The sequence below is a fragment of the Cellulosimicrobium cellulans genome (genome assembly GCF_016907755.1).
Classification (GTDB): Bacteria; Actinomycetota; Actinomycetes; order Actinomycetales; family Cellulomonadaceae; genus Cellulosimicrobium; species Cellulosimicrobium cellulans_D.
In genome coordinates, this window is record NZ_JAFBCN010000001.1 from 1,972,869 (window position 1) to 1,989,564 (window position 16,696).

The 16,696-nt window shown below is 75.2% G+C and carries 15 protein-coding genes; 2 read left to right on the plus strand and 13 right to left on the minus strand.

Going from position 1 to position 16,696, the window contains the following annotated elements:
• Positions 1–3 precede the first annotated feature (3 nt).
• The 10 genes from JOE63_RS08435 to JOE63_RS08480 are packed head-to-tail and all read right to left on the minus strand — an operon-like array spanning position 4 to position 9,914.
• A complete protein-coding gene (locus JOE63_RS08435) occupies positions 4–882 on the minus strand; it encodes a CoA transferase subunit A (RefSeq protein ID WP_204540617.1) in 879 nt (292 codons plus the stop codon).
• On the minus strand, positions 879–1,973 hold the full coding sequence (locus JOE63_RS08440) for an alpha/beta hydrolase (RefSeq protein ID WP_204540620.1): 1,095 nt from the start codon (positions 1,971–1,973) through the stop codon (positions 879–881). The genes JOE63_RS08435 and JOE63_RS08440 overlap by 4 nt, the downstream gene beginning before the upstream one ends.
• Positions 1,970–2,764, minus strand: coding sequence for a 3-hydroxybutyrate dehydrogenase (locus tag JOE63_RS08445; protein WP_204540623.1), 795 nt, complete (start codon positions 2,762–2,764; stop codon positions 1,970–1,972). Before JOE63_RS08445 ends, JOE63_RS08440 begins: the two co-directional genes overlap by 4 nt.
• Positions 2,761–3,459 (minus strand): TetR/AcrR family transcriptional regulator, encoded by a 699-nt coding sequence (locus JOE63_RS08450; protein WP_204540626.1) that lies wholly within the window; start codon positions 3,457–3,459, stop codon positions 2,761–2,763. Before JOE63_RS08450 ends, JOE63_RS08445 begins: the two co-directional genes overlap by 4 nt.
• Positions 3,456–5,072, minus strand: a complete 1,617-nt coding sequence (locus JOE63_RS08455) for a class I adenylate-forming enzyme family protein (protein ID WP_204540629.1) — start codon at positions 5,070–5,072, stop codon at positions 3,456–3,458. The genes JOE63_RS08450 and JOE63_RS08455 overlap by 4 nt, the downstream gene beginning before the upstream one ends.
• Positions 5,069–6,280 (minus strand): branched-chain amino acid ABC transporter permease, encoded by a 1,212-nt coding sequence (locus tag JOE63_RS08460; RefSeq protein WP_204540632.1) that lies wholly within the window; start codon positions 6,278–6,280, stop codon positions 5,069–5,071. Before JOE63_RS08460 ends, JOE63_RS08455 begins: the two co-directional genes overlap by 4 nt.
• Positions 6,277–7,152, minus strand: coding sequence for a branched-chain amino acid ABC transporter permease (locus JOE63_RS08465; protein WP_204540635.1), 876 nt, complete (start codon positions 7,150–7,152; stop codon positions 6,277–6,279). Before JOE63_RS08465 ends, JOE63_RS08460 begins: the two co-directional genes overlap by 4 nt.
• Positions 7,149–7,925, minus strand: a complete 777-nt coding sequence (locus JOE63_RS08470) for an ABC transporter ATP-binding protein (protein ID WP_087471505.1) — start codon at positions 7,923–7,925, stop codon at positions 7,149–7,151. The genes JOE63_RS08465 and JOE63_RS08470 overlap by 4 nt, the downstream gene beginning before the upstream one ends.
• Positions 7,922–8,698 (minus strand): ABC transporter ATP-binding protein, encoded by a 777-nt coding sequence (locus JOE63_RS08475; protein WP_204540638.1) that lies wholly within the window; start codon positions 8,696–8,698, stop codon positions 7,922–7,924. The genes JOE63_RS08470 and JOE63_RS08475 overlap by 4 nt, the downstream gene beginning before the upstream one ends.
• 1 nt (position 8,699) lies before the next feature.
• A complete protein-coding gene (locus JOE63_RS08480; protein ID WP_204540641.1) occupies positions 8,700–9,914 on the minus strand; it encodes a substrate-binding domain-containing protein in 1,215 nt (404 codons plus the stop codon).
• A gap of 260 nt (positions 9,915–10,174) precedes the next feature.
• On the opposite strand from JOE63_RS08480, the gene JOE63_RS08485 reads away from it, so the two are divergent.
• Positions 10,175–11,668: an extracellular catalytic domain type 1 short-chain-length polyhydroxyalkanoate depolymerase gene (locus JOE63_RS08485; RefSeq protein ID WP_204540643.1), complete on the plus strand. Its 1,494-nt coding sequence runs from the start codon at positions 10,175–10,177 to the stop codon at positions 11,666–11,668.
• A gap of 128 nt (positions 11,669–11,796) precedes the next feature.
• On the opposite strand, the gene nhaA is transcribed toward JOE63_RS08485, so the two are convergent.
• Positions 11,797–13,032, minus strand: coding sequence for a Na+/H+ antiporter NhaA (nhaA, locus tag JOE63_RS08490; protein WP_307840002.1), 1,236 nt, complete (start codon positions 13,030–13,032; stop codon positions 11,797–11,799).
• 263 nt (positions 13,033–13,295) lie between these two features.
• On the opposite strand from nhaA, the gene JOE63_RS21410 reads away from it, so the two are divergent.
• Entirely contained in the window at positions 13,296–14,228 is a 933-nt protein-coding gene (locus tag JOE63_RS21410) for a YqeB family protein (RefSeq protein WP_087471510.1), read from the plus strand.
• 363 nt (positions 14,229–14,591) lie between these two features.
• Here the strand turns inward: JOE63_RS21410 and JOE63_RS08500 are convergent, their stop codons facing one another.
• Both JOE63_RS08500 and JOE63_RS08505 read right to left on the minus strand, forming a co-directional pair.
• Positions 14,592–15,146 carry a DUF1697 domain-containing protein gene (locus tag JOE63_RS08500; protein ID WP_204540648.1) on the minus strand — a complete coding sequence of 185 codons (555 nt, stop codon included), beginning with the start codon at positions 15,144–15,146 and terminating at the stop codon, positions 14,592–14,594.
• Complete coding sequence (locus JOE63_RS08505) at positions 15,143–16,612, minus strand: amidase (RefSeq protein WP_204540651.1); 1,470 nt, start codon at positions 16,610–16,612, stop codon at positions 15,143–15,145. The genes JOE63_RS08500 and JOE63_RS08505 overlap by 4 nt, the downstream gene beginning before the upstream one ends.
• Between the last annotated feature and the right edge of the window lie 84 nt (positions 16,613–16,696).

Sequence of the window (16,696 nt, forward strand, 5' to 3'; positions counted from 1 at the left end):
GGCTCAGCCCTCCTTCACGGTGGTCGCGGTGCCCGACGGCGCGGGCTGGTCGGTCGCGGCGGCCGGGCGCACGGTGCGGCGCTCGATGCGCTTGGGGACGTCGGGGCCGACCTCGACGACGCGGTGCACGAACACGCCGGGCAGGTGCACCTCGTCGGGGTCGATCTCGCCGGGCTCGACGAGCTCCTCGACCTGCGCGACGCACACGCGGCCCGCCATCGCGGCGAGCGGGGAGAAGTTGCGGGCCGAGCGGTGGAACACGAGGTTGCCGTGCCGGTCGCCGCGCAGGGCGTGCACGAGCGCGAAGTCCGTGGCGATGGCGTCCTCGAGCACGAACTCGGCCTCGTCGGCGAACGCGCCGTCGCGGCCGCGCGGCCCGACGCCGAACGTGCGGACCTCCTTGGGCGCGCTCGCCTGCGCGACGCCGCCCGCGCCGTCGTACCGCTGGGGCAGGCCGCCCTCGGCGACCTGCGTGCCGACGCCGGTGCGGGTCCAGAACCCGGCGATGCCTGCGCCCCCGGCGCGCAGCTTCTCCGCGAGCGTGCCCTGCGGCGTGAGCTCCAGCTCGAGCTCGCCCGAGAGGAACTGCCGCTCGAACTCCTTGTTCTCCCCGACGTACGAGCTCGTCATCTTGCGGATGCGGCCCGCGCCGAGCAGGACGCCCAGGCCCCAGTCGTCGACGCCGCAGTTGTTGCTCACGACCCACAGGTCGCGCGTGCCCTGCGCGAGCAGCGCCTCGATGAGCGCGATCGGGTTGCCGCACAGGCCGAACCCGCCGACGGCGAGCGACGCGCCGTCGGGCACGTCCGCGACGGCCTCGGCCGCGGACGCGACCACCTTGTCCAGCCCGGTCCCTCGTGGGGACGCGATCGTGGGGCTCATGCCGTGACCTCCTCGTCACTCGCCGGCCCTGCTCCGCCGCTCGTGGCGGCGGCCAGGGCCCGCAGGGTCTCGCCCGCGACGGCCTCGACGCCGGGCGGGCTCATGATGATCGTGTAGTGATTGATACCCGCTACGTCGCGGGTGCGCAGCCCCGGCAGCCGCTCGCGCCACGCGGCGAGGTGCTCGGGGGAGTAGAGGGCCTCGGGCTCGTCGAGCAGGCCGCGCGGTGCGCGCAGGAGCACGACCGGGACGTCGAGCGGGCGGTCGCCGGTGAGCGCGTCCGCGAGCGGCCCGCCCTCGTAGAGCTCGAGCGAGTCGGCCGAGACCGCCGCGCCCGACGACGCCGGGCGCAGGTCCGGGGCCTCGCCCACGAGGTCGTAGTCGACGTAGCCCGCGACGACGTCGCCCCACGGCTCGTCCCACGCGCTCGCGAACGCCGGGTGCGCGCGCCAGAAGCCGCGGTACTCCTCGCGGTCGGCGAACGTGCGCTCGAGGCGCTCGACGGCCGGGCCGAGCAGGGCGCGCAGGACCTCGTCGTGCGTCGCGTCGGGCGCGAGCCCGGTGGGCGGCGGGAGCGGGATGCCGCCGTCGACGAGCACGAGCCGCGAGACGCGCCCGGGGTGGCGGTGCGCGAGCACCACCGACACGAACGCGCCCATCGAGTGTCCGAGCGCGACGACGCTCTCGACCCCCAGCGCGTCGAGCACGGCGGCGAGGTCGTCGGCGTGCGCGCCCATGCCGTACGGGCCGGGCAGCGTGTTGCTACGCCCACGGCCCCGCAGGTCGGGCGCGACGACGCGCACGCCCGGCAGCGCGGCGACGACCGCGGGCCACGCGCGGTGCGACGCGGTGATGCCGTGCACGGCGAGGACCGTCGGGACCGCCTGGCGCGCGCTGCCGTCCGTCCCGTCCTCCGCCGCGACCGAGCCGTCCGCGGCGACCGGGTCCCACACCCCGACGCGCAGCCGGCCGCCCGCGACGGGCACGTCGAGCGTCGCGTAGGTGTGGGTCTGCGCGGTGACGTCGTGCCGTGCGCGCGCGGGGTCCGTCGTCGGGCGGGCCGCCGTGCGCGCGGTCGCTCCCGCGGTCACCGGGCGCTCCAGCCGCCGTCGATCGTCCACGACGCCCCCGAGACCATCGACGCGTCGGGTCCGGTGAGCCAGCCGACGAGCGACGCGACCTCCTCCGGCTCGACGAGCCGCTTCACCGCGGACTCGGCGAGGAGCACGGTCGCGAGCACCTCGGACTCGGGGACGCCGTGCACGCGCGCCTGGTCCGCGACCTGCTTCTCCACGAGCGGCGTGCGGACGTACCCGGGATTGACGCACACGCTCGTCACGCCGTGCGGGCCGCCCTCGAGCGCCGTCACCTTGGACAGGCCCTCCAGCCCGTGCTTCGCGGACACGTACGCCGACTTGTACGGCGACGCGACGAGGCCGTGCACGGACGAGACGTTGACGACGCGCCCGAACCCGCGCGCGTACATCCCCGGGAGCGCAGCGCGGACCAGCAGGAACGGCGCCTCGAGCATGATCGCGTGGAGCAGGCGGAAGTCGTCGGGCCGGAAGTCCTCGATGGGGCTCACGCGCTGCACGCCCGCGTTGTTGACGAGCACGTCGACGTCGAGCGTGAGGTCGTCGAGCGCGCGCGTGTCGGCGAGGTCGACGACCCACGCCTCGCCCCCGAGCTCGTCGGCGAGCCGCTTCGCGCCGTCGGGGTCGACGTCCGCGACGGTCACGTGCGCGCCGCGCGCGGCGAGCTCGCGCGCGCACGCCGCGCCGATGCCGCTCGCGCCACCCGTGACGAGCGCGCGGCGCCCGGCGAGCGTGGGGGCGCCGGGTCCGGCGGGGTTGCCTGCGGGGACGGTGGCGGCGACGGTCATCGCGCGTCTCCTTCGGTGTCGGTCGTGGTCGCGGCTCCGTTCCCGGTCGAGGGAGCGGTCCGCGGCGCGGCGAGCGCGCGCTCGATGAACTGCATGGTCTGCTCGAAGACGTGCGGCGGGACCTCGGCGGCCGCGGTGTCGTACGACGGCGGCTCCGCGCCCTCGTCCCAGCGCCCGCCCCACAGGACCCAGCGCATCCCCACGATCTCGCCGATCCCCATGAGCGCCCAGGCGGCGACCTCCGGGTCGACGTCGTGGCCGACCTCGCCGTTCGCGCGCGCCTTGTCGAGGCCGGTCATGTAGCCCTCGACGATGCGCGAGTAGTGCCGACGCAGGGCCCCTGGCGAGACGAACTCGGCCTGCCGCACGATCCGGTAGAGCGCCGGGTGCTCGGCGGTGAAGCGGAAGAACGCCTCGAAGCCCGCGCGCTCGGCGGCCAGCCGCGAGCCCGCCTGCGAGCTCGCCTCGATCATCGCGTGCCGCACGCGGCGGTTGAGGTCGTCGACGAGCTCGTCGAACACGTCGATCTTCGACTCGAAGTACAGGTAGAACGTGCCCTGCCCGACGCCCGCCGCCTCCGTGATCTTCACGATCGACGCGTCGTGGTACCCGACCTCGGCGAACACCTGCTCGGCGGCGGCGAGGATCTTGGCCCGCGTGCGGTTGCCGCGGGCGGTGCGGGGCTGGGTGCTCATGAGTCCTCCGGGACGGTCACGCGCTCGGCGAGCGAGCGGCGCGACACCTTGTGCAGCGACGTGCGGGGCAGGGACGGGACGAGGTCGAAGCGACGCGGGACCTTGAAGTGCGCGAGCTCGCGGCGGCAGAACGCCTCCAGCTCCTCCGCGTCGGTGGGGTACCCCTGGCGCGGGACGACGAACGCCGCGCCGACCTCGCCCCACCGGTCGTCGGGCACGCCCACCACCGCGACGTCCGCGACGCCGGGGTGGCGTCGGAGCACGGCCTCCACCTCGGACGGCGTGACGTTCTCGCCCCCGACGATGAAGACGTCCTTGATCCGGTCGACCACGCGGTAGTACCCGTCGGCGTCGCGCTCGACGAGGTCCCCGGTGCGCAGCCAGCCGTCGTGCAGGACGGCGGCCGTCGCGGCCTCGTCGCGGAAGTACCCGGCGAACACCCCGGGTCCGCGGACCAGCAGCTCGCCGGACGCCGGTCCGTCGAGGTGCTGGCCGGTCACCGGGTCGGCGACGGCGACCTCGACGTGCGGGTACGGCGTCCCGGCCGACCCGAGGCGCTCGCGCGCCTGGTCGTCGGGCAGGCACAGCACGTTGGGCCCCGCCTCCGTGAGCCCGTACCCCTGCGAGAGCGCGACGCCGCGCCGGTGCCACGAGCGCAGCAGCGGCTCGGGCATCGGCGCGCCGCCGACGACGGCGTGCCGCACCGACGACAGGTCGGCGCCCGCGAAGCCGGGGTGCTCCGCGAGGAGCAGGTAGTTGGTCGGGACGCCCATCATCGTCGTGACGCGGCGCTCCGCGACGAGCTGCAGCACGCGCTCGGGCTCGAACGTCCGCTCCAGGACGACCGTCGCGCCGGTCCACCACGCGAGCAGCGGCTGGATGTTCCACCCGCCCGCGTGGAACTGCGGCAGGACGCTCAGCACGACGTCATGGCTCGTGAGCTCGACCGTGCGCGAGAGCGAGAGGTTGGTCCAGAAGCAGTTCGCGTGCGTGAGCAGCGCGCCCTTGGGCGTGCCCTGCGTCCCGGACGTGAAGACGAGCAGCAGCGGGTCGTCGTCGCGCACGGCCCGGCGCTCGGGGGCGGGCGCGACCGCGGCCCGCTCTGCGCCGCCCGTGCCACGCGCGCCGTCGGTCAACCGCGGGCGGCGCGACGGCGCGGGAACCCGCGCCTCGACGCCGCTGCGGCCGAGCTCGGTGCGCCGCGGCGGGAGGACGAGCCGGTCCAGGGCGGCGTCGGCCAGCGCGGAGAACTCCTGCTCGACGAGCACGAGCGCCGGGTCGGCCTGCTCGAGCTGAGCCGCGAGCTCGCCGGGCGACAGGCGCCACGACAGCGGCGCGAGCACCAGTCCCGCCTGCGCGCACGCGAAGAACAGCACGACCTGGTCGGCGCTGTTGCCCGTCACCGTGGCCACGCGGTCGCCGACGCCGTACCCCGCCTCGCGGAACGCCGCCGCCAGGGCGCTCGCGCGCTCGTGCAGGTCGCGGTAGCGCAGGGTGACACCCCGGTCGTCGACCGCGACGCGGTCCGGCGTCGCGAGGGCGCGGTCGCGCGTCCAGCGTCCGAGGGTGTGCAGGCCGTCCTGCGCGCCGGGCCGGTGCTGCGTCGTCGTCATGCCACCTCCTCGAGGCGCTCGCGGGCTCCCTCCCGATCCTCCCGCGGGCGGCGGCGCGCGGCGAGGCGCGACGCGGCGCCGGCGATGCCGCCGGGCAGGAACATCACGACGAGGATGAAGAGGGTCCCGAGGAGGAACAGCGGCTCGCTGAGCGGCACGCGCAGCACGGCCGGCAGGTCGGCGACCGTCGCGGAGCTCGCGAGCGTCCCGAGCCGCTGGTCGAGGATCGTGTAGAGCACGCCGCCGACGATCGCGCCCCACCGGGACCCGACGCCGCCGAGCACGACCATCACGAGCAGCGTGAGCGTGAAGTCGGCGGACGTCGCGCGCGGCACCGCGCCGGACTGGAGCAGCAGGTAGGCCATGCCGACGACCGTCGCGAGCGTCGCCGCGAGCACGAACACGAGGAGCTTGACGAGGTAGGGGCGCCCGCCGATGACGCGCACGCGCATCTCGTTCTCGCGCGTCGCCGCCGCGACGTGCCCGGCGCGCGACCGCTCGACCCACAGCACCACGAGGTAGACCACGACGAGCACGGCGAGCGCGAGCCAGTAGAGGTTGCGCGTGTTGAGCACGCCCACGAACGCGTCGGGGACGTTGCCGGTCGCGAGCGCGAGACCCTCCTCGCCGCCGGTGGCCCCACCAGGGTTGCGGCGCACGAGCACGTTGCCCGCCTGGGCGAACGCGAGGGTGACCATCGCGAAGGAGATGCCCGTGACGCGCAGCGAGATCGCGCCGACCACGTGCGCGAGGACGATCCCGCCGACGAGCACGAGCGCCGCGGCGGGCAGGAGCGGGATCTCGGTCGTGTCGAGCACGATCGCGAGCCCGTACACGCCGGCCGCGAAGTACAGCGCGTGGCCGAAGCTCAGCAGGCCGGCGACGCCGAACAGCAGGTGGTAGCTCAGGGCGAGCGCACCGATGAGCCAGCACAGCGCCATCATCTGCAGCGCGCCGGGCGTGTAGGTCGGACCAGGCAGCACGCCGGGCACGTGGATGGCGAGCAGCGGCAGGCACGCGAGCAGCGCGACGAGCGCGACACCCGCGAGCGTGCGGACCACGGTGCCCGACGGCGTCCGGCGCGCCGGACGCGCAGCGTCGCCAGGGTGCGGGGCGCCCGGCACGGACCCGGCGGGAGCGGAGGTGGGGTCGGCGGCCGCGCGCGTGCCGCCGTCGGGCCGGCTGCCAGGAGCGGTCTGGGTGGTCATGCGGCTGCCCTTCCGAGGAGGCCGGTGGGACGGACGAGGAGCACGAGCGCGAGCAGCAGCACGACGATGAGGTCGCCGTAGCCGAGGTAGTAGTTCGCGAACTGCTGGAGGACCGCGACGAGCACGGACGCGACCGCGGCCCCGGTCAGCGAGCCCAGCCCGCCGATGACGGTGACGATGAACGCGAAGATGAGCAGCGATCCGCCGAGGTGCGGCGAGACGTAGCCGAAGTACTGCGAGGCGAGGACGCCGCCGAGGCCCGCGGCGGCGCCGCCGAGGGCGAACACGAGCGTGAACGCCTTGCGCACGTCGATGCCGAGCGCCGTGACCATGGACCGGTTCTCGACGCCCGCGCGGATGATGAGCCCGTAGCGGGTGCGCTGGAGAAACAGCACGATCGCGCCGAGCACGAGCCCCGCCGCGGCGATCGCGACGAAGCGGTCGTTGGGGATCGGCGCGCCCGCGAGGTCGGTCGTGCCCTTGAGCCACGCCGGCCCGGAGATGAACTCGGGGTCCGAGCCCCACATGCCCTCGAACAGCGCGACGGACGCGAGCGAGAGCCCGACCGTGACGAGCACCTGCTCGATGTGCCGCTCGTAGAGCGGGCGGATGAGCAGCAGCTCGGTGAGCGCCGCGGCGCCCGCCCCGACGACCGCACCGGCGACCAGGGAGAGCGCGAAGACGCCCCACGAGTCCGCGCCGAGCGACCGGGCGACGAACCAGCCGCCGAACGCGCCGAGCGTGAGGAACGAGCCGTGCGCGAAGTTAAGGACGCCCATGAGCCCGTAGATGAGCGACAGGCCTGACGCGACGAGGAAGTACAGCGCCCCGAGGCCGAGCCCCGTGACGAGGAGGAGGACGATCGTGCTCACCGGGCCACCGCCCCTTCGGTTCCGTGGTGGTCGACCTCGGCGTGCACGCCGAGGAGCTGCTGGACGCGGTCGGGGTCGTCGAGGAGCTCACGTGCCGGGCCCGTGTGCACGACGCGGCCCGCGTCGATCACGACGACGCGCTCGGCGAGCCGCTCGATGACCTCGAGGTTCTGCTCGACGAGCAGGATCGGCACGGTGCGTGCCGCCTCCGCGAGCGCGTCGGCGACCTCGCCGACGATCCGCGGGGCGAGGCCCTTGGTCGGCTCGTCGACGAGGAGCAGGCGGTTGGCGTTGAGCAGGGCGCGCGCGAGCGACACCATCTGCTGCTGGCCGCCCGAGAGCGTCCCCGCGCGCTGCGCGGAGCGCTGCACGAGGTCGGGGAACAGCTCGGCGACGAGCTCGCGGCGCGGGTGCGCGTCGCGCTCGGCGAGGCGCAGGTTCTCCGCGACCGTGAGCCCGGCGAACACCTCGCGGTCCTCGGGCACGTACCCGACGCCGCGGCGCACGATGCGATCCGTGCGCTCGCCGTCGACGCGTTCGCCCGCGAGCCGCACCTCGCCCCGGCGCTCGATGAGGCCGAGCACCGCCTTGAGCGTCGACGTCTTGCCGACGCCGTTGCGCCCCAGCACCGCCGTGACTCCCGTCGACGGGACCGAGAACGTCACGTCCTCGACGACCTGCTGGCCCGCGATGCGCGCGGACAGCCCGCGCACCTCGAGCACGGGCACGTCGGTCGCTCCGGTGCGGTCGGTGTCGTTCCTGGCGGCGCTCATGCTGCCTCTCCTGCCGTGACGCCCAGGTAGGCGCTCTGCACCGTCGGGTCCGCCATGACGGCGTCGGGGGTGTCGCACGCGAGCAGCTCGCCGTGGTGCATGACGGCGACGCGGTCCACGAGCCCGAGCACGACGTCCATGTGGTGCTCGACCATGAGGACCGTGCAGCCGGTGGCGTGCAGGTCACGGATGACCTCGACGAGTCCCGGCACGTCGGCCGACGACACGCCGGCCATGGGCTCGTCGAGCAGCACGACCCGCGGCTCCGTCGCGAGGAGCACCGCGATCTCGAGCTTGCGCTTGTCGCCGTGCGACAGGTCCCCGGCCGCGACGTCGGCGCGGCGCGTGAGCCCCACGGTCTCGAGGTGCCGGTCCGCCTCCCGCGTCGCGGCGTCGCCGCGGCGCGGGAAGCGCAGCACGGACAGGGCGCCGCCGAGGCGCCCCTGCGCGGCGAGCCGCACGTTCTCCCGGACGCTCAGGCGCGGGAACAGGCTCGACGTCTGGAACGTGCGGCCCAGCCCGGCACGCGCGCGCGCCGCCACCGAGGTGGTCGTCACGTCCGTGCCCTCGAGGAGCACCGACCCGCTCGTCGGGCGGTGGATGCCCGAGACCAGGTTGAAGAGCGTCGTCTTGCCCGCGCCGTTCGGCCCGATCACCCCGAGCATCTCGCCCTGCCCGACGGCGAGGCTCACGCCCTGGAGGATGCGCGCCCCGCCGATCTGGAGACCGAGGTCGCGGACCTCGAGCGCGGGGAGGGCGTGCGGCTCGCCCACGTCAGCCCGCCTCGGCCGGAGCGACGTCCTCGCCCGGCACCTCGGTGACGAGCTCGGGCACCCAGGCGTCGCCGTCGGCCACGAGCTTCACCTGGTACATCGGCTGCACGAGCGCGTGGTCGGACGCGCGGACCGTCGTCGTGCCCTTGGGGCCGTCGAAGCTCCAGCCCTCGAGCGCGTCGACCATGGCGTCGACGTCGTCGCCGCCCTCCTCGATCGCGTGCACGATCATCTGCGCCGCGACGAACCCGTCGGGCGTGAAGAGGTCCGCCTGCTTGCCGGCCTCCTCGACGGACGCGAGCATCGCGGCCTCGACCTCCGTGCCCGCCGCGCCCGGGAAGTAGTGGTTGAGGAAGTCGACCTTGCTCGCCGCCGCGCCGTACGCGCCGTAGGTCGCGACGTCGCCGAGGCCGGTGACAACCGTCGTCGAGTCGAGCACGCCCTGCTGGTCGAGGCCCTGCCACATCGCGCCCGACGTCGCCCCGGCCCACGCGACGAACACGAGGTCGGGCGCGGCGTCGACGATCTGGTGCGCGAACGGGGTGAACTCCGTCGCGTCCTCCGGCACGAGCACGCTCGTCACCTCGGCGCCCTGCGCGCCGAGGACCGCCTCGACCGCGGCGAGGTTGCCCTGGCCGAACGCGTTGTCCTGCGCGAACACGACGACCTTCGCGCCGTCGGGGTCGACGAACGTGCCCGCCGTCGCGACGTCCTGGAGCGACTGGCGCCCCGAGCGGAACGTGTAGTCGTTGATGCCCGTGAGCGCGTCGACCGCGGCCGGGCCGGAGATGTACAGCACCTTGTTCTGCTCGGCCTGCTCCGCGAGCTTGAGCGCGACGCCGGACACGACCGTGCCGCCGAGGATCTGGTAGCCCTTGCCGATGAGGTCCTTCGCCTGGCCGACCGCCTTGTCGGGGTCGCCGCCGTCGTCGTGGAACGTCACGTTGACGGGCCGGCCGTCGACCTCGCCCGTGCCGTCGGTCGCGTAGTCGAGTCCGGCCTGGAAGCCCTCGTAGTAGGCCTCGCCGTAGGCCGCGAGCGGCCCGGTCTTGGAGTAGATGATGCCGACGTCGACCGGGTCGGCGCTCGCGCTGCTCTCGCCTCCGGTGGTGTCGCCGCCGGTCGCGTCGGTCGGCGCGCACGCGGCGAGCACGAGGCTCGCGGCCGCGAGCGCGGCGACGGCGAGTGCCGGCCGCTGGGACTTCTTCGTCCGCATGACTTCGCCCTTCGTTGGGTGGTCCTGGGGGGAGCGCCGCTCAAACATGAGAGGCGATTCAGGTTGCGGGAATCATGGATCCGCGAGCGGCGCGGTGTCAACCCGCGCCGGTCACGATCCGGCCACGCGCCCGACAGACGGATGTTGACAGGTGATTCAGGTCACACGTAACGTCCGGTCCGCCCGGGTCCGGCGCGCGACGGTTCGCGCCGCAGCGCGTCCGGCGCTGACGGCGACCCGACCTCGACGTGGAGGTTCAGATGGTCAGGCACTCCCTCAGGCGGCGCGGCCGCGCCCGCCGGTCCGCGGCCGCGCTCGCCCTCGGCACGGCGCTCGCCGTCGTGCTCGCGCCGCTCGTCACGACCCCCGCGTCCGCGGCGGGCTCCTGGTCCCAGCGCTCGGCGGGCGGCATGACGGTCGAGCTGTACCGGCCGACGACCGATCCCGCTCTCCCCGGCGGTCGGGCGCTCATGATCTCGCTGCACGGCTGCGTCCAGACCTCGCAGGTGCTCAAGAACGCGGGCAACTGGGCCGCGACCGCCGACGACCACGGCATGGTGGTCGCGGTCCCCGCCGCGCCGAACGGCGGCGTGCTGCTCGGCTGCTGGGACTACTACGACACGAACCACAGCCGCACCAACCCCGCGCGGCACGACGACAACCTGCTCGACCTCGTCGCGGCGCTGCTCGCCGACACCTCGCTCGGCATCGACCCGGACCAGGTCTACGTCAGCGGGCTGTCGTCCGGCGGCGGCCAGGCGATGGTCATGGGCTGCCTCGCACCCGACGTGTTCGCCGGCGTCGGGATCGCGGCCGGTCCGACGGTCGGGACGACGTCGGGCCAGATCGGGAGCGTCGCGACGACGCTCGCGCAGGCGCGCTCGACGTGCCGGTCGTTCGCCGGGACGCACGCGGCGGACTTCGGCTCGCAGGTGACGTCCGTCGTCTTCGGCAGCGCCGACACGACCGTCGCGACCGGGTACGGGACGCTCAACGCCCAGGTCATGGCCGACCTCTACGGCGCCGGGACCACGTCGTCGTTCTCGCTCGCCGGGCTCGCGGGGGCGAACACCGCGGGCTCCGGCTCGCTGTGGTCCGACGCCGACGGCCCGCGCGTCTCGCTGGTCCGGAACACCGGGCTCGCCCACGCGTGGCCAGCCGGCGCCGGGCCGGGCGGGTCGTACGTCGCGACGAACAGCGTCGACTACCCGGCGCACCTCACCGACTTCCTGTTCACGAACAACCGCCGGGTCGAGCGCGAGCCCGGCACGGGACCGGACCCGGACGTCGTCGCCCCGACGGTCGCGATCACGTCGCCGGCCGCGGGCTCGACCGTGACCGGGACCGTCCGGGTCGGGGTCGCGGCGTCGGACGACCGCGGCGTGGACCGCGTCGAGCTGAGCGTCGACGGCGCGGCGCTCGCGACGCTGCGCACGCCGCCCTACGCGCACGACTGGGACACGACGGCGCTCGGTGCGGGCGCGCACGTCGTCGCGGCACGGGCCGTCGACGCCGCGGGCAACGCGACCACGGCGCAGGTCACCGTCACGGTCCAGGCGCCGTCCGGCCCGTGGTGCGGGACGGCGACGAACGCCCAGCACCAGGCCGCCGGCCGCGCGATCTCCTACGGCGTGAACCCGTACAACCCGTACTACGCGGTGGGCTCGCTCGCGTACCTCGGCCAGGGCGACGCGACGGTCACGACGCTGCGCGAGGCCGCGCCCGGCCGCTACGAGGTCGCGACGACCTGCTGAGCGGGAACCTCCAGGTGCCGAACCCGGGGATACCGGCGGGCTGGGCCCTCACCTCGCCCGCAACCCCGGGTTCGGCGACGAGACAGGGGGCCGAGGCCTCGGGCCGGCGGGCGGCGGGGACGCGCGGGTCAGTGCTCCAGGCGGTCCTTCGCGTCACCGATGTGGTCGGTGACGTCGTCCGGCAGGTCGTCGAGGTTCATGTCGTTCGTGCGCGCGCGCCGGGCGTCCCAGCGCAGCGCGACCGCGGCGAGGGCGGCGGCGATCGTCGACGCGGCGAGGACGGCGATCTTCGCCGCGTCGGTGTGCGTCGAGTCCGGGAACGACAGCTCCGCGATGAGGAGCGAGACGGTGAAACCGATCCCGCCCAGCAGGCCGACCGGCAGCAGGTCGCGCACGCCGATGCCCGGCGCGAGGCGCAGCGGGGTGAACCGTGTGACGAGCGCCGTCACCCCGAGCACGCCCACGAGCTTGCCCAGTACCAGGCCGAGCACGATCGCGAGCACGACCGGCTGGCCGAGGACGTCGCCCCCGCCGCCGACGAACGTCACGCCCGCGGCGAAGAACGCGAACACCGGCAGGGCGATCCCCTGGGAGAACGGCCGCAGGGCGTGCTCGAACCGGTGCGTGCGCGACTCCGCCTCGCCGTGCAGCGCGAGCGCGGGGACGGTGAAGCCGAGCAGGACGCCCGCGATCGTCGCGTGCACGCCGGACTCGTGGACCAGCACCCACGCGACCACCGCGACGGGCAGCAGGAGCCACCAGCGCGTGCGCCGGGCGCGGACGAGCACGGCGAACAGCGCGACCGCGACGAGCGCGAGACCGAGGAGCCCGATGCGCAGGTCGGCCGTGTAGAAGACCGCGATGACGACGATCGCGAGCAGGTCGTCCACGACCGCGAGCGTCAGCAGGAAGGTGCGGATCGCGGTGGGCAGCCCGCGCCCGAAGACGGCGAGCACGCCGAGCGCGAACGCGATGTCCGTCGCCGTCGGGATCGCCCACCCGTGCAGCGCGGCGTCGTCGCCCGCGAGCAGCACGACCGCCGTGAAGATCACGGCCGGCACGGCCATGCCGCCGACCGCGGCGAGCATCGGCACCCCGGCCTGCCGCGGGCTCCGGAGGCTCCCCGCGACGAACTCCTGCTTGAGCTCGACGCCCACGACGAAGAAGAAGATCGCGAGCAGCCCGTCGGCGGCCCACGTCTCGAGGCTCAGGTCGAGGTGCAGGGGCAGCGGACCGATCGAGGCCGGCCCGACGACCGTCTCCGACAGCGCGGTGTACGCGTCCCGCCACGGGGAGTTCGCCCACAGCAGCGCGAGGAGCGCCGCGCCGATGAGCAGCGCGCCGCCCGTCGTCTCCCGGCTCACCCACCGTCGCAGCCGCACGCGAGGCGAGGGCCGGTCCGTCGGCGGGGCGGGGTGGGTGCCGGAGGGCGGGGTGGCGTGGGTCATCGTGCTCCCGGGGTCGCTGTCGTGTCGCACGGCCCGCGGACGCGAGACCGTGGCCGACCAGACTTCCCGGCACACCGCCCTCGATTCTACGGGGGATACCCCGCACGGCCGACGTGCGCGTCTCGCGATCATCCTCCCGGGCGACGTCCCGCGCGGCCAGCGCAGGCGAGGATCGGCGGGTGCCCGACGCCGCCCCTCGCCCTGCGCCCGACCTCGTCCCGGCCGACCTCACCGAGTCCGCCCCGGACCTGACACCTGCCCCGACGCCGTCCCCGACCCCGACGCCTGCCCCGATCCGGTCCCCGGACGGGACGGCGGCGCCGGACGGACCGACCGTTGTCGGACCGACGACGCTCGACCGCTGGCTCCTGTGGGGCGGGTCGCCGGTCCTCGGGGCGCTGCTCGCGTACGGGGCGCTCCACCTCGCCGGATGGATGGCGGGACTGCGGTGGGCGCCGTTCCAGGGTCTTGCGCGCGCCATCGACGAGCTCCTCGGCGAGCGGGGAACCCTCGGCGTCGCGATCTGCCTCGCCCTCGGCGTGGGTGCCGGGCTCGTGTTCGCCGCGCACGCGGTGCGGGACATCGCGGTCGTGACGGTCGACGCCGCGCACGCAGCCCTCGAGCGGCGCGGCGACCGCACCGCGCTGGACCGGGACCACGTCACCGCCGTGCTCGTCGACCGCAAGGACCTCGTCGTGCTCGGCCGTCGGACCCCGACCGCCACCGACCGGCCCACGTCGCCCGCGGCGCGCACCGCACCCGACGGCGCTGCCGTCGGCACCGTGGGCGGCGACGCTCACGACGCACCGGTCGTCGAGCTCCTGAACGTCCGCACCGAGCTCGCGACCCACCGCCTCGCCGACGCGTTCCGGTCGCACGGCTGGCCCTGGCACGACGGCGACCCGTGGGCAGAGGAGTTCCGGCGCTGGGTCCCCGGCGACCCGTCGCTCCCGCCGAGCGCCGACGCCGTCCTGCGCGCCCGCGCGGCGATGCTCCAGGCCGACAAGACGTCCGACGCCGCCGACCTGCGGCGCGAGCTCTCCCGCCTCGACGTCGTCGTCCGCGACGTCGACAAGGTCCAGCACTGGCGACCGGCCACCCCACCGAGGTAGAGCCGTGGTTCTTGTGTTCGACGGCGTGTGGCTGGCCTGGGTGGTCGGGGTGGGTGGTGGTGCCGCGTCTACCATCCGCCGCTCGTTCCTCGCGGCTCCCGCCAGGCCCGCCACGACGCGGCACCACCACCCACCCCGCCCGGCGTCGTCTCGCCCTGGTCTCCGCTCACCTGGGCGAACTGCCCGCGGTGTCGGTTCCCCGAGCATGTTCCCGCCGCCTTCGGTCGCCCCGGCTCCCGGCTCCCGGCTCCCGGCTCCCGGCGCCGCGGACCCGACCCCGCGGGCTTGAAACCCGACCACTGCTCTACCTCGCCGAACCACGGCTCTACCTCGCGTGACCGTGGCTCTCCCTCGGCGGGGCGGTCAGGCGGGGGTGTCCTCGGCGAGGGTGAGGAGGCGGGTCATGGTGTTCCAGTTGCGGCCGGTCACCGGGGTGCCGGCGGCCTTCGCGAGGACCGCCGTCGTGAGCTTCGAGCGGCCGACGCCGTCGGGGTAGGCGACGTAGAGGACGCCGTTCCCGACGGCGGCGCGCTCCGTCCCGCCGCGGTCGTCGATCGTGGCGGCGCCGTCCGGGTCGACCGGGGACTCGCCGACGAGGACGAGGAGCGCGGCGGGTCGCTCCTGAGCGTCGTCGGGGAGAGGGTTGCCGCGGACGATCTTGCGCAGCCGCTCGGTCGTGAGCACGGCCACGGCGGCGTCGACGCCGAAGCGTTCGGCGACGGCGTCGTGCAGGAGCCGCGCGACGTCGTCGGGACCGGACACGCCCGAGGTCCCGGGCGCGACGACGAGGTTGCCGCTGTTGACGACGGTGCGGGCGTGCGCGAACCCGAGCTCGCCGGCGAGCTCGCGCAGCGCGGTGGACGGAACCTTGCGCCCGCCCACGTTCACGGCGAACAGGAGGGCGACGTAGGCGGTCACGACGCGGTCCCCGGTCGTCGGTGGGACCAGGGCGCGGCCTCCTCGAGGCGGGCGGCGAGGGCGAGGAGGAGCGCGTCGTCGCCGTGGTCGGCGCCGAGCATGACACCCACGGGGACGGTCCGCTGCGCGTGGCCCGGGTCGGCGACCTGCGTCTCGCCGAGCGGGAGCGAGATCGCGGGGCGGCCGGTGAGGTTCCACACGCTGGTCCAGGGGGTGAACGCGGTCTGCGCGGCGAAGTCGGCGGCCGGGTCGTCGTCGATCCGTTGGCTGCCGACGAGCGCGGGCGGCTGCGCGAGCGTGGGGGAGAGCACGACGTCGACCCCGGCCCAGGCGGCGGCGACCTCGCGCGTGAGCTGCTGCACCCCGGCGAGGGCGGTGGCGTACGCGAGCCCGCTCACGCCGCGCCCGCGTTCGCGCAACCACCGCGTGAGCGGGACGAGCAGGTGCTCGCGGTCCGGCGGGACGGGCGCCTGGAGCGCGCCGACGGACCACAGGGCGGCGAACGCGTCCCAGCGCTCGGCGCCGAAGGGCGGGGGGATCTCGACGACGTCGTGCCCGAGCCCGGCGAGGAGCGCCGCGGTCGTGAGGGCGGCGTCCGCGCACGCGGGGTGCACGGGAGCGTCGGCGGCGATCACGGGGTCGAGCAGGAGCCCGACCCGGAGCCGCCGAGCGCTCGGCGCGGTCGCGAGGCGCGCCGTGAACGTGTCGCCCGGCCACGGGCGCGCGAGCACGTCGAGGAACGCCGCGGCGTCGCGGACCGACCGGGTGAGCACGCCGTGCGTGGCGAGCCCCGCGCCGTCGACCCCGTACGGCCCTGGGCTCACGAGCCCGCGCGACGGCTTCAGCCCGACCAGCCCGCACGCGCTGGCGGGGATCCGCAGCGAGCCGCCCCCGTCGCTCCCGTGCGCGACGGGGACGACGCGCGCCGCGACCGCGGCCGCGGCACCGCCGCTCGACCCGCCCGCGGAGCGTGCGAGGTCCCACGGCGTCCGGGCCGTAGGCCCGACGTCGGGCTCGGTGTAGCAGGGCAGGCCGAGCTCGGGGGTGGTCGTCTTGCCGACCATGACCGTGCCCGCGGCGCGCAGGAGCGTCACGACGCCGTCGTCGTAGGGAGCCGGGAACGGGTCGATCGCGGCGGACCCGGCGCGGATCGGCACGCCCTCGACCATCGAGAGGTCCTTGATCGGGCAGGGGACGCCGAGGAACGGCGGCAACGCACCCGGCTCTTCCGCGGAGGCGACGACGGGGGAGCCCGCGCGCCGCGCCGCGACGAGAGCAGCCTCCGCGGCGAGCGCCTGCGTGCGCGCGAGGTCGGCCGTGACGACCGTGAAGGCACCGACGTCCGAGCCGACGCCCGCGGCGGCGTCGAGCGTCGCGTCGAGCACCTCGGTGGGGGAGGCGTCGCCGGTCCGGAGCGCGTGGGCGAGGGCGGTCGCGTCGAGGTCGAGCAGGTCGGTGACGCTCATGGGTCGTGAACCTACGCGTCGTGCCACGACCGCGCGAACCGCCCGGGGTCGACACGCCGCTCGGCCGAGCGTATATTCCAAGCG

Excerpts from the sequence above, each read along its gene's own strand:
- JOE63_RS08450 (WP_204540626.1), bottom strand. The coding sequence starts at position 3,459 with ATGAGCACCCAGCCCCGCACCGCCCGCGGCAACCGCACGCGGGCCAAG.
- JOE63_RS08480 (WP_204540641.1), bottom strand. The coding sequence starts at position 9,914 with ATGCGGACGAAGAAGTCCCAGCGGCCGGCACTCGCCGTCGCCGCGCTC.
- JOE63_RS08485 (WP_204540643.1), top strand. The coding sequence starts at position 10,175 with ATGGTCAGGCACTCCCTCAGGCGGCGCGGCCGCGCCCGCCGGTCCGCG.
- JOE63_RS08455 (WP_204540629.1), bottom strand. The coding sequence starts at position 5,072 with ATGACGACGACGCAGCACCGGCCCGGCGCGCAGGACGGCCTGCACACC.
- JOE63_RS08435 (WP_204540617.1), bottom strand. The coding sequence starts at position 882 with ATGAGCCCCACGATCGCGTCCCCACGAGGGACCGGGCTGGACAAGGTG.
- JOE63_RS08505 (WP_204540651.1), bottom strand. The coding sequence starts at position 16,612 with ATGAGCGTCACCGACCTGCTCGACCTCGACGCGACCGCCCTCGCCCAC.
- JOE63_RS08445 (WP_204540623.1), bottom strand. The coding sequence starts at position 2,764 with ATGACCGTCGCCGCCACCGTCCCCGCAGGCAACCCCGCCGGACCCGGC.
- JOE63_RS08470 (WP_087471505.1), bottom strand. The coding sequence starts at position 7,925 with ATGAGCGCCGCCAGGAACGACACCGACCGCACCGGAGCGACCGACGTG.
- JOE63_RS08460 (WP_204540632.1), bottom strand. The coding sequence starts at position 6,280 with ATGACCACCCAGACCGCTCCTGGCAGCCGGCCCGACGGCGGCACGCGC.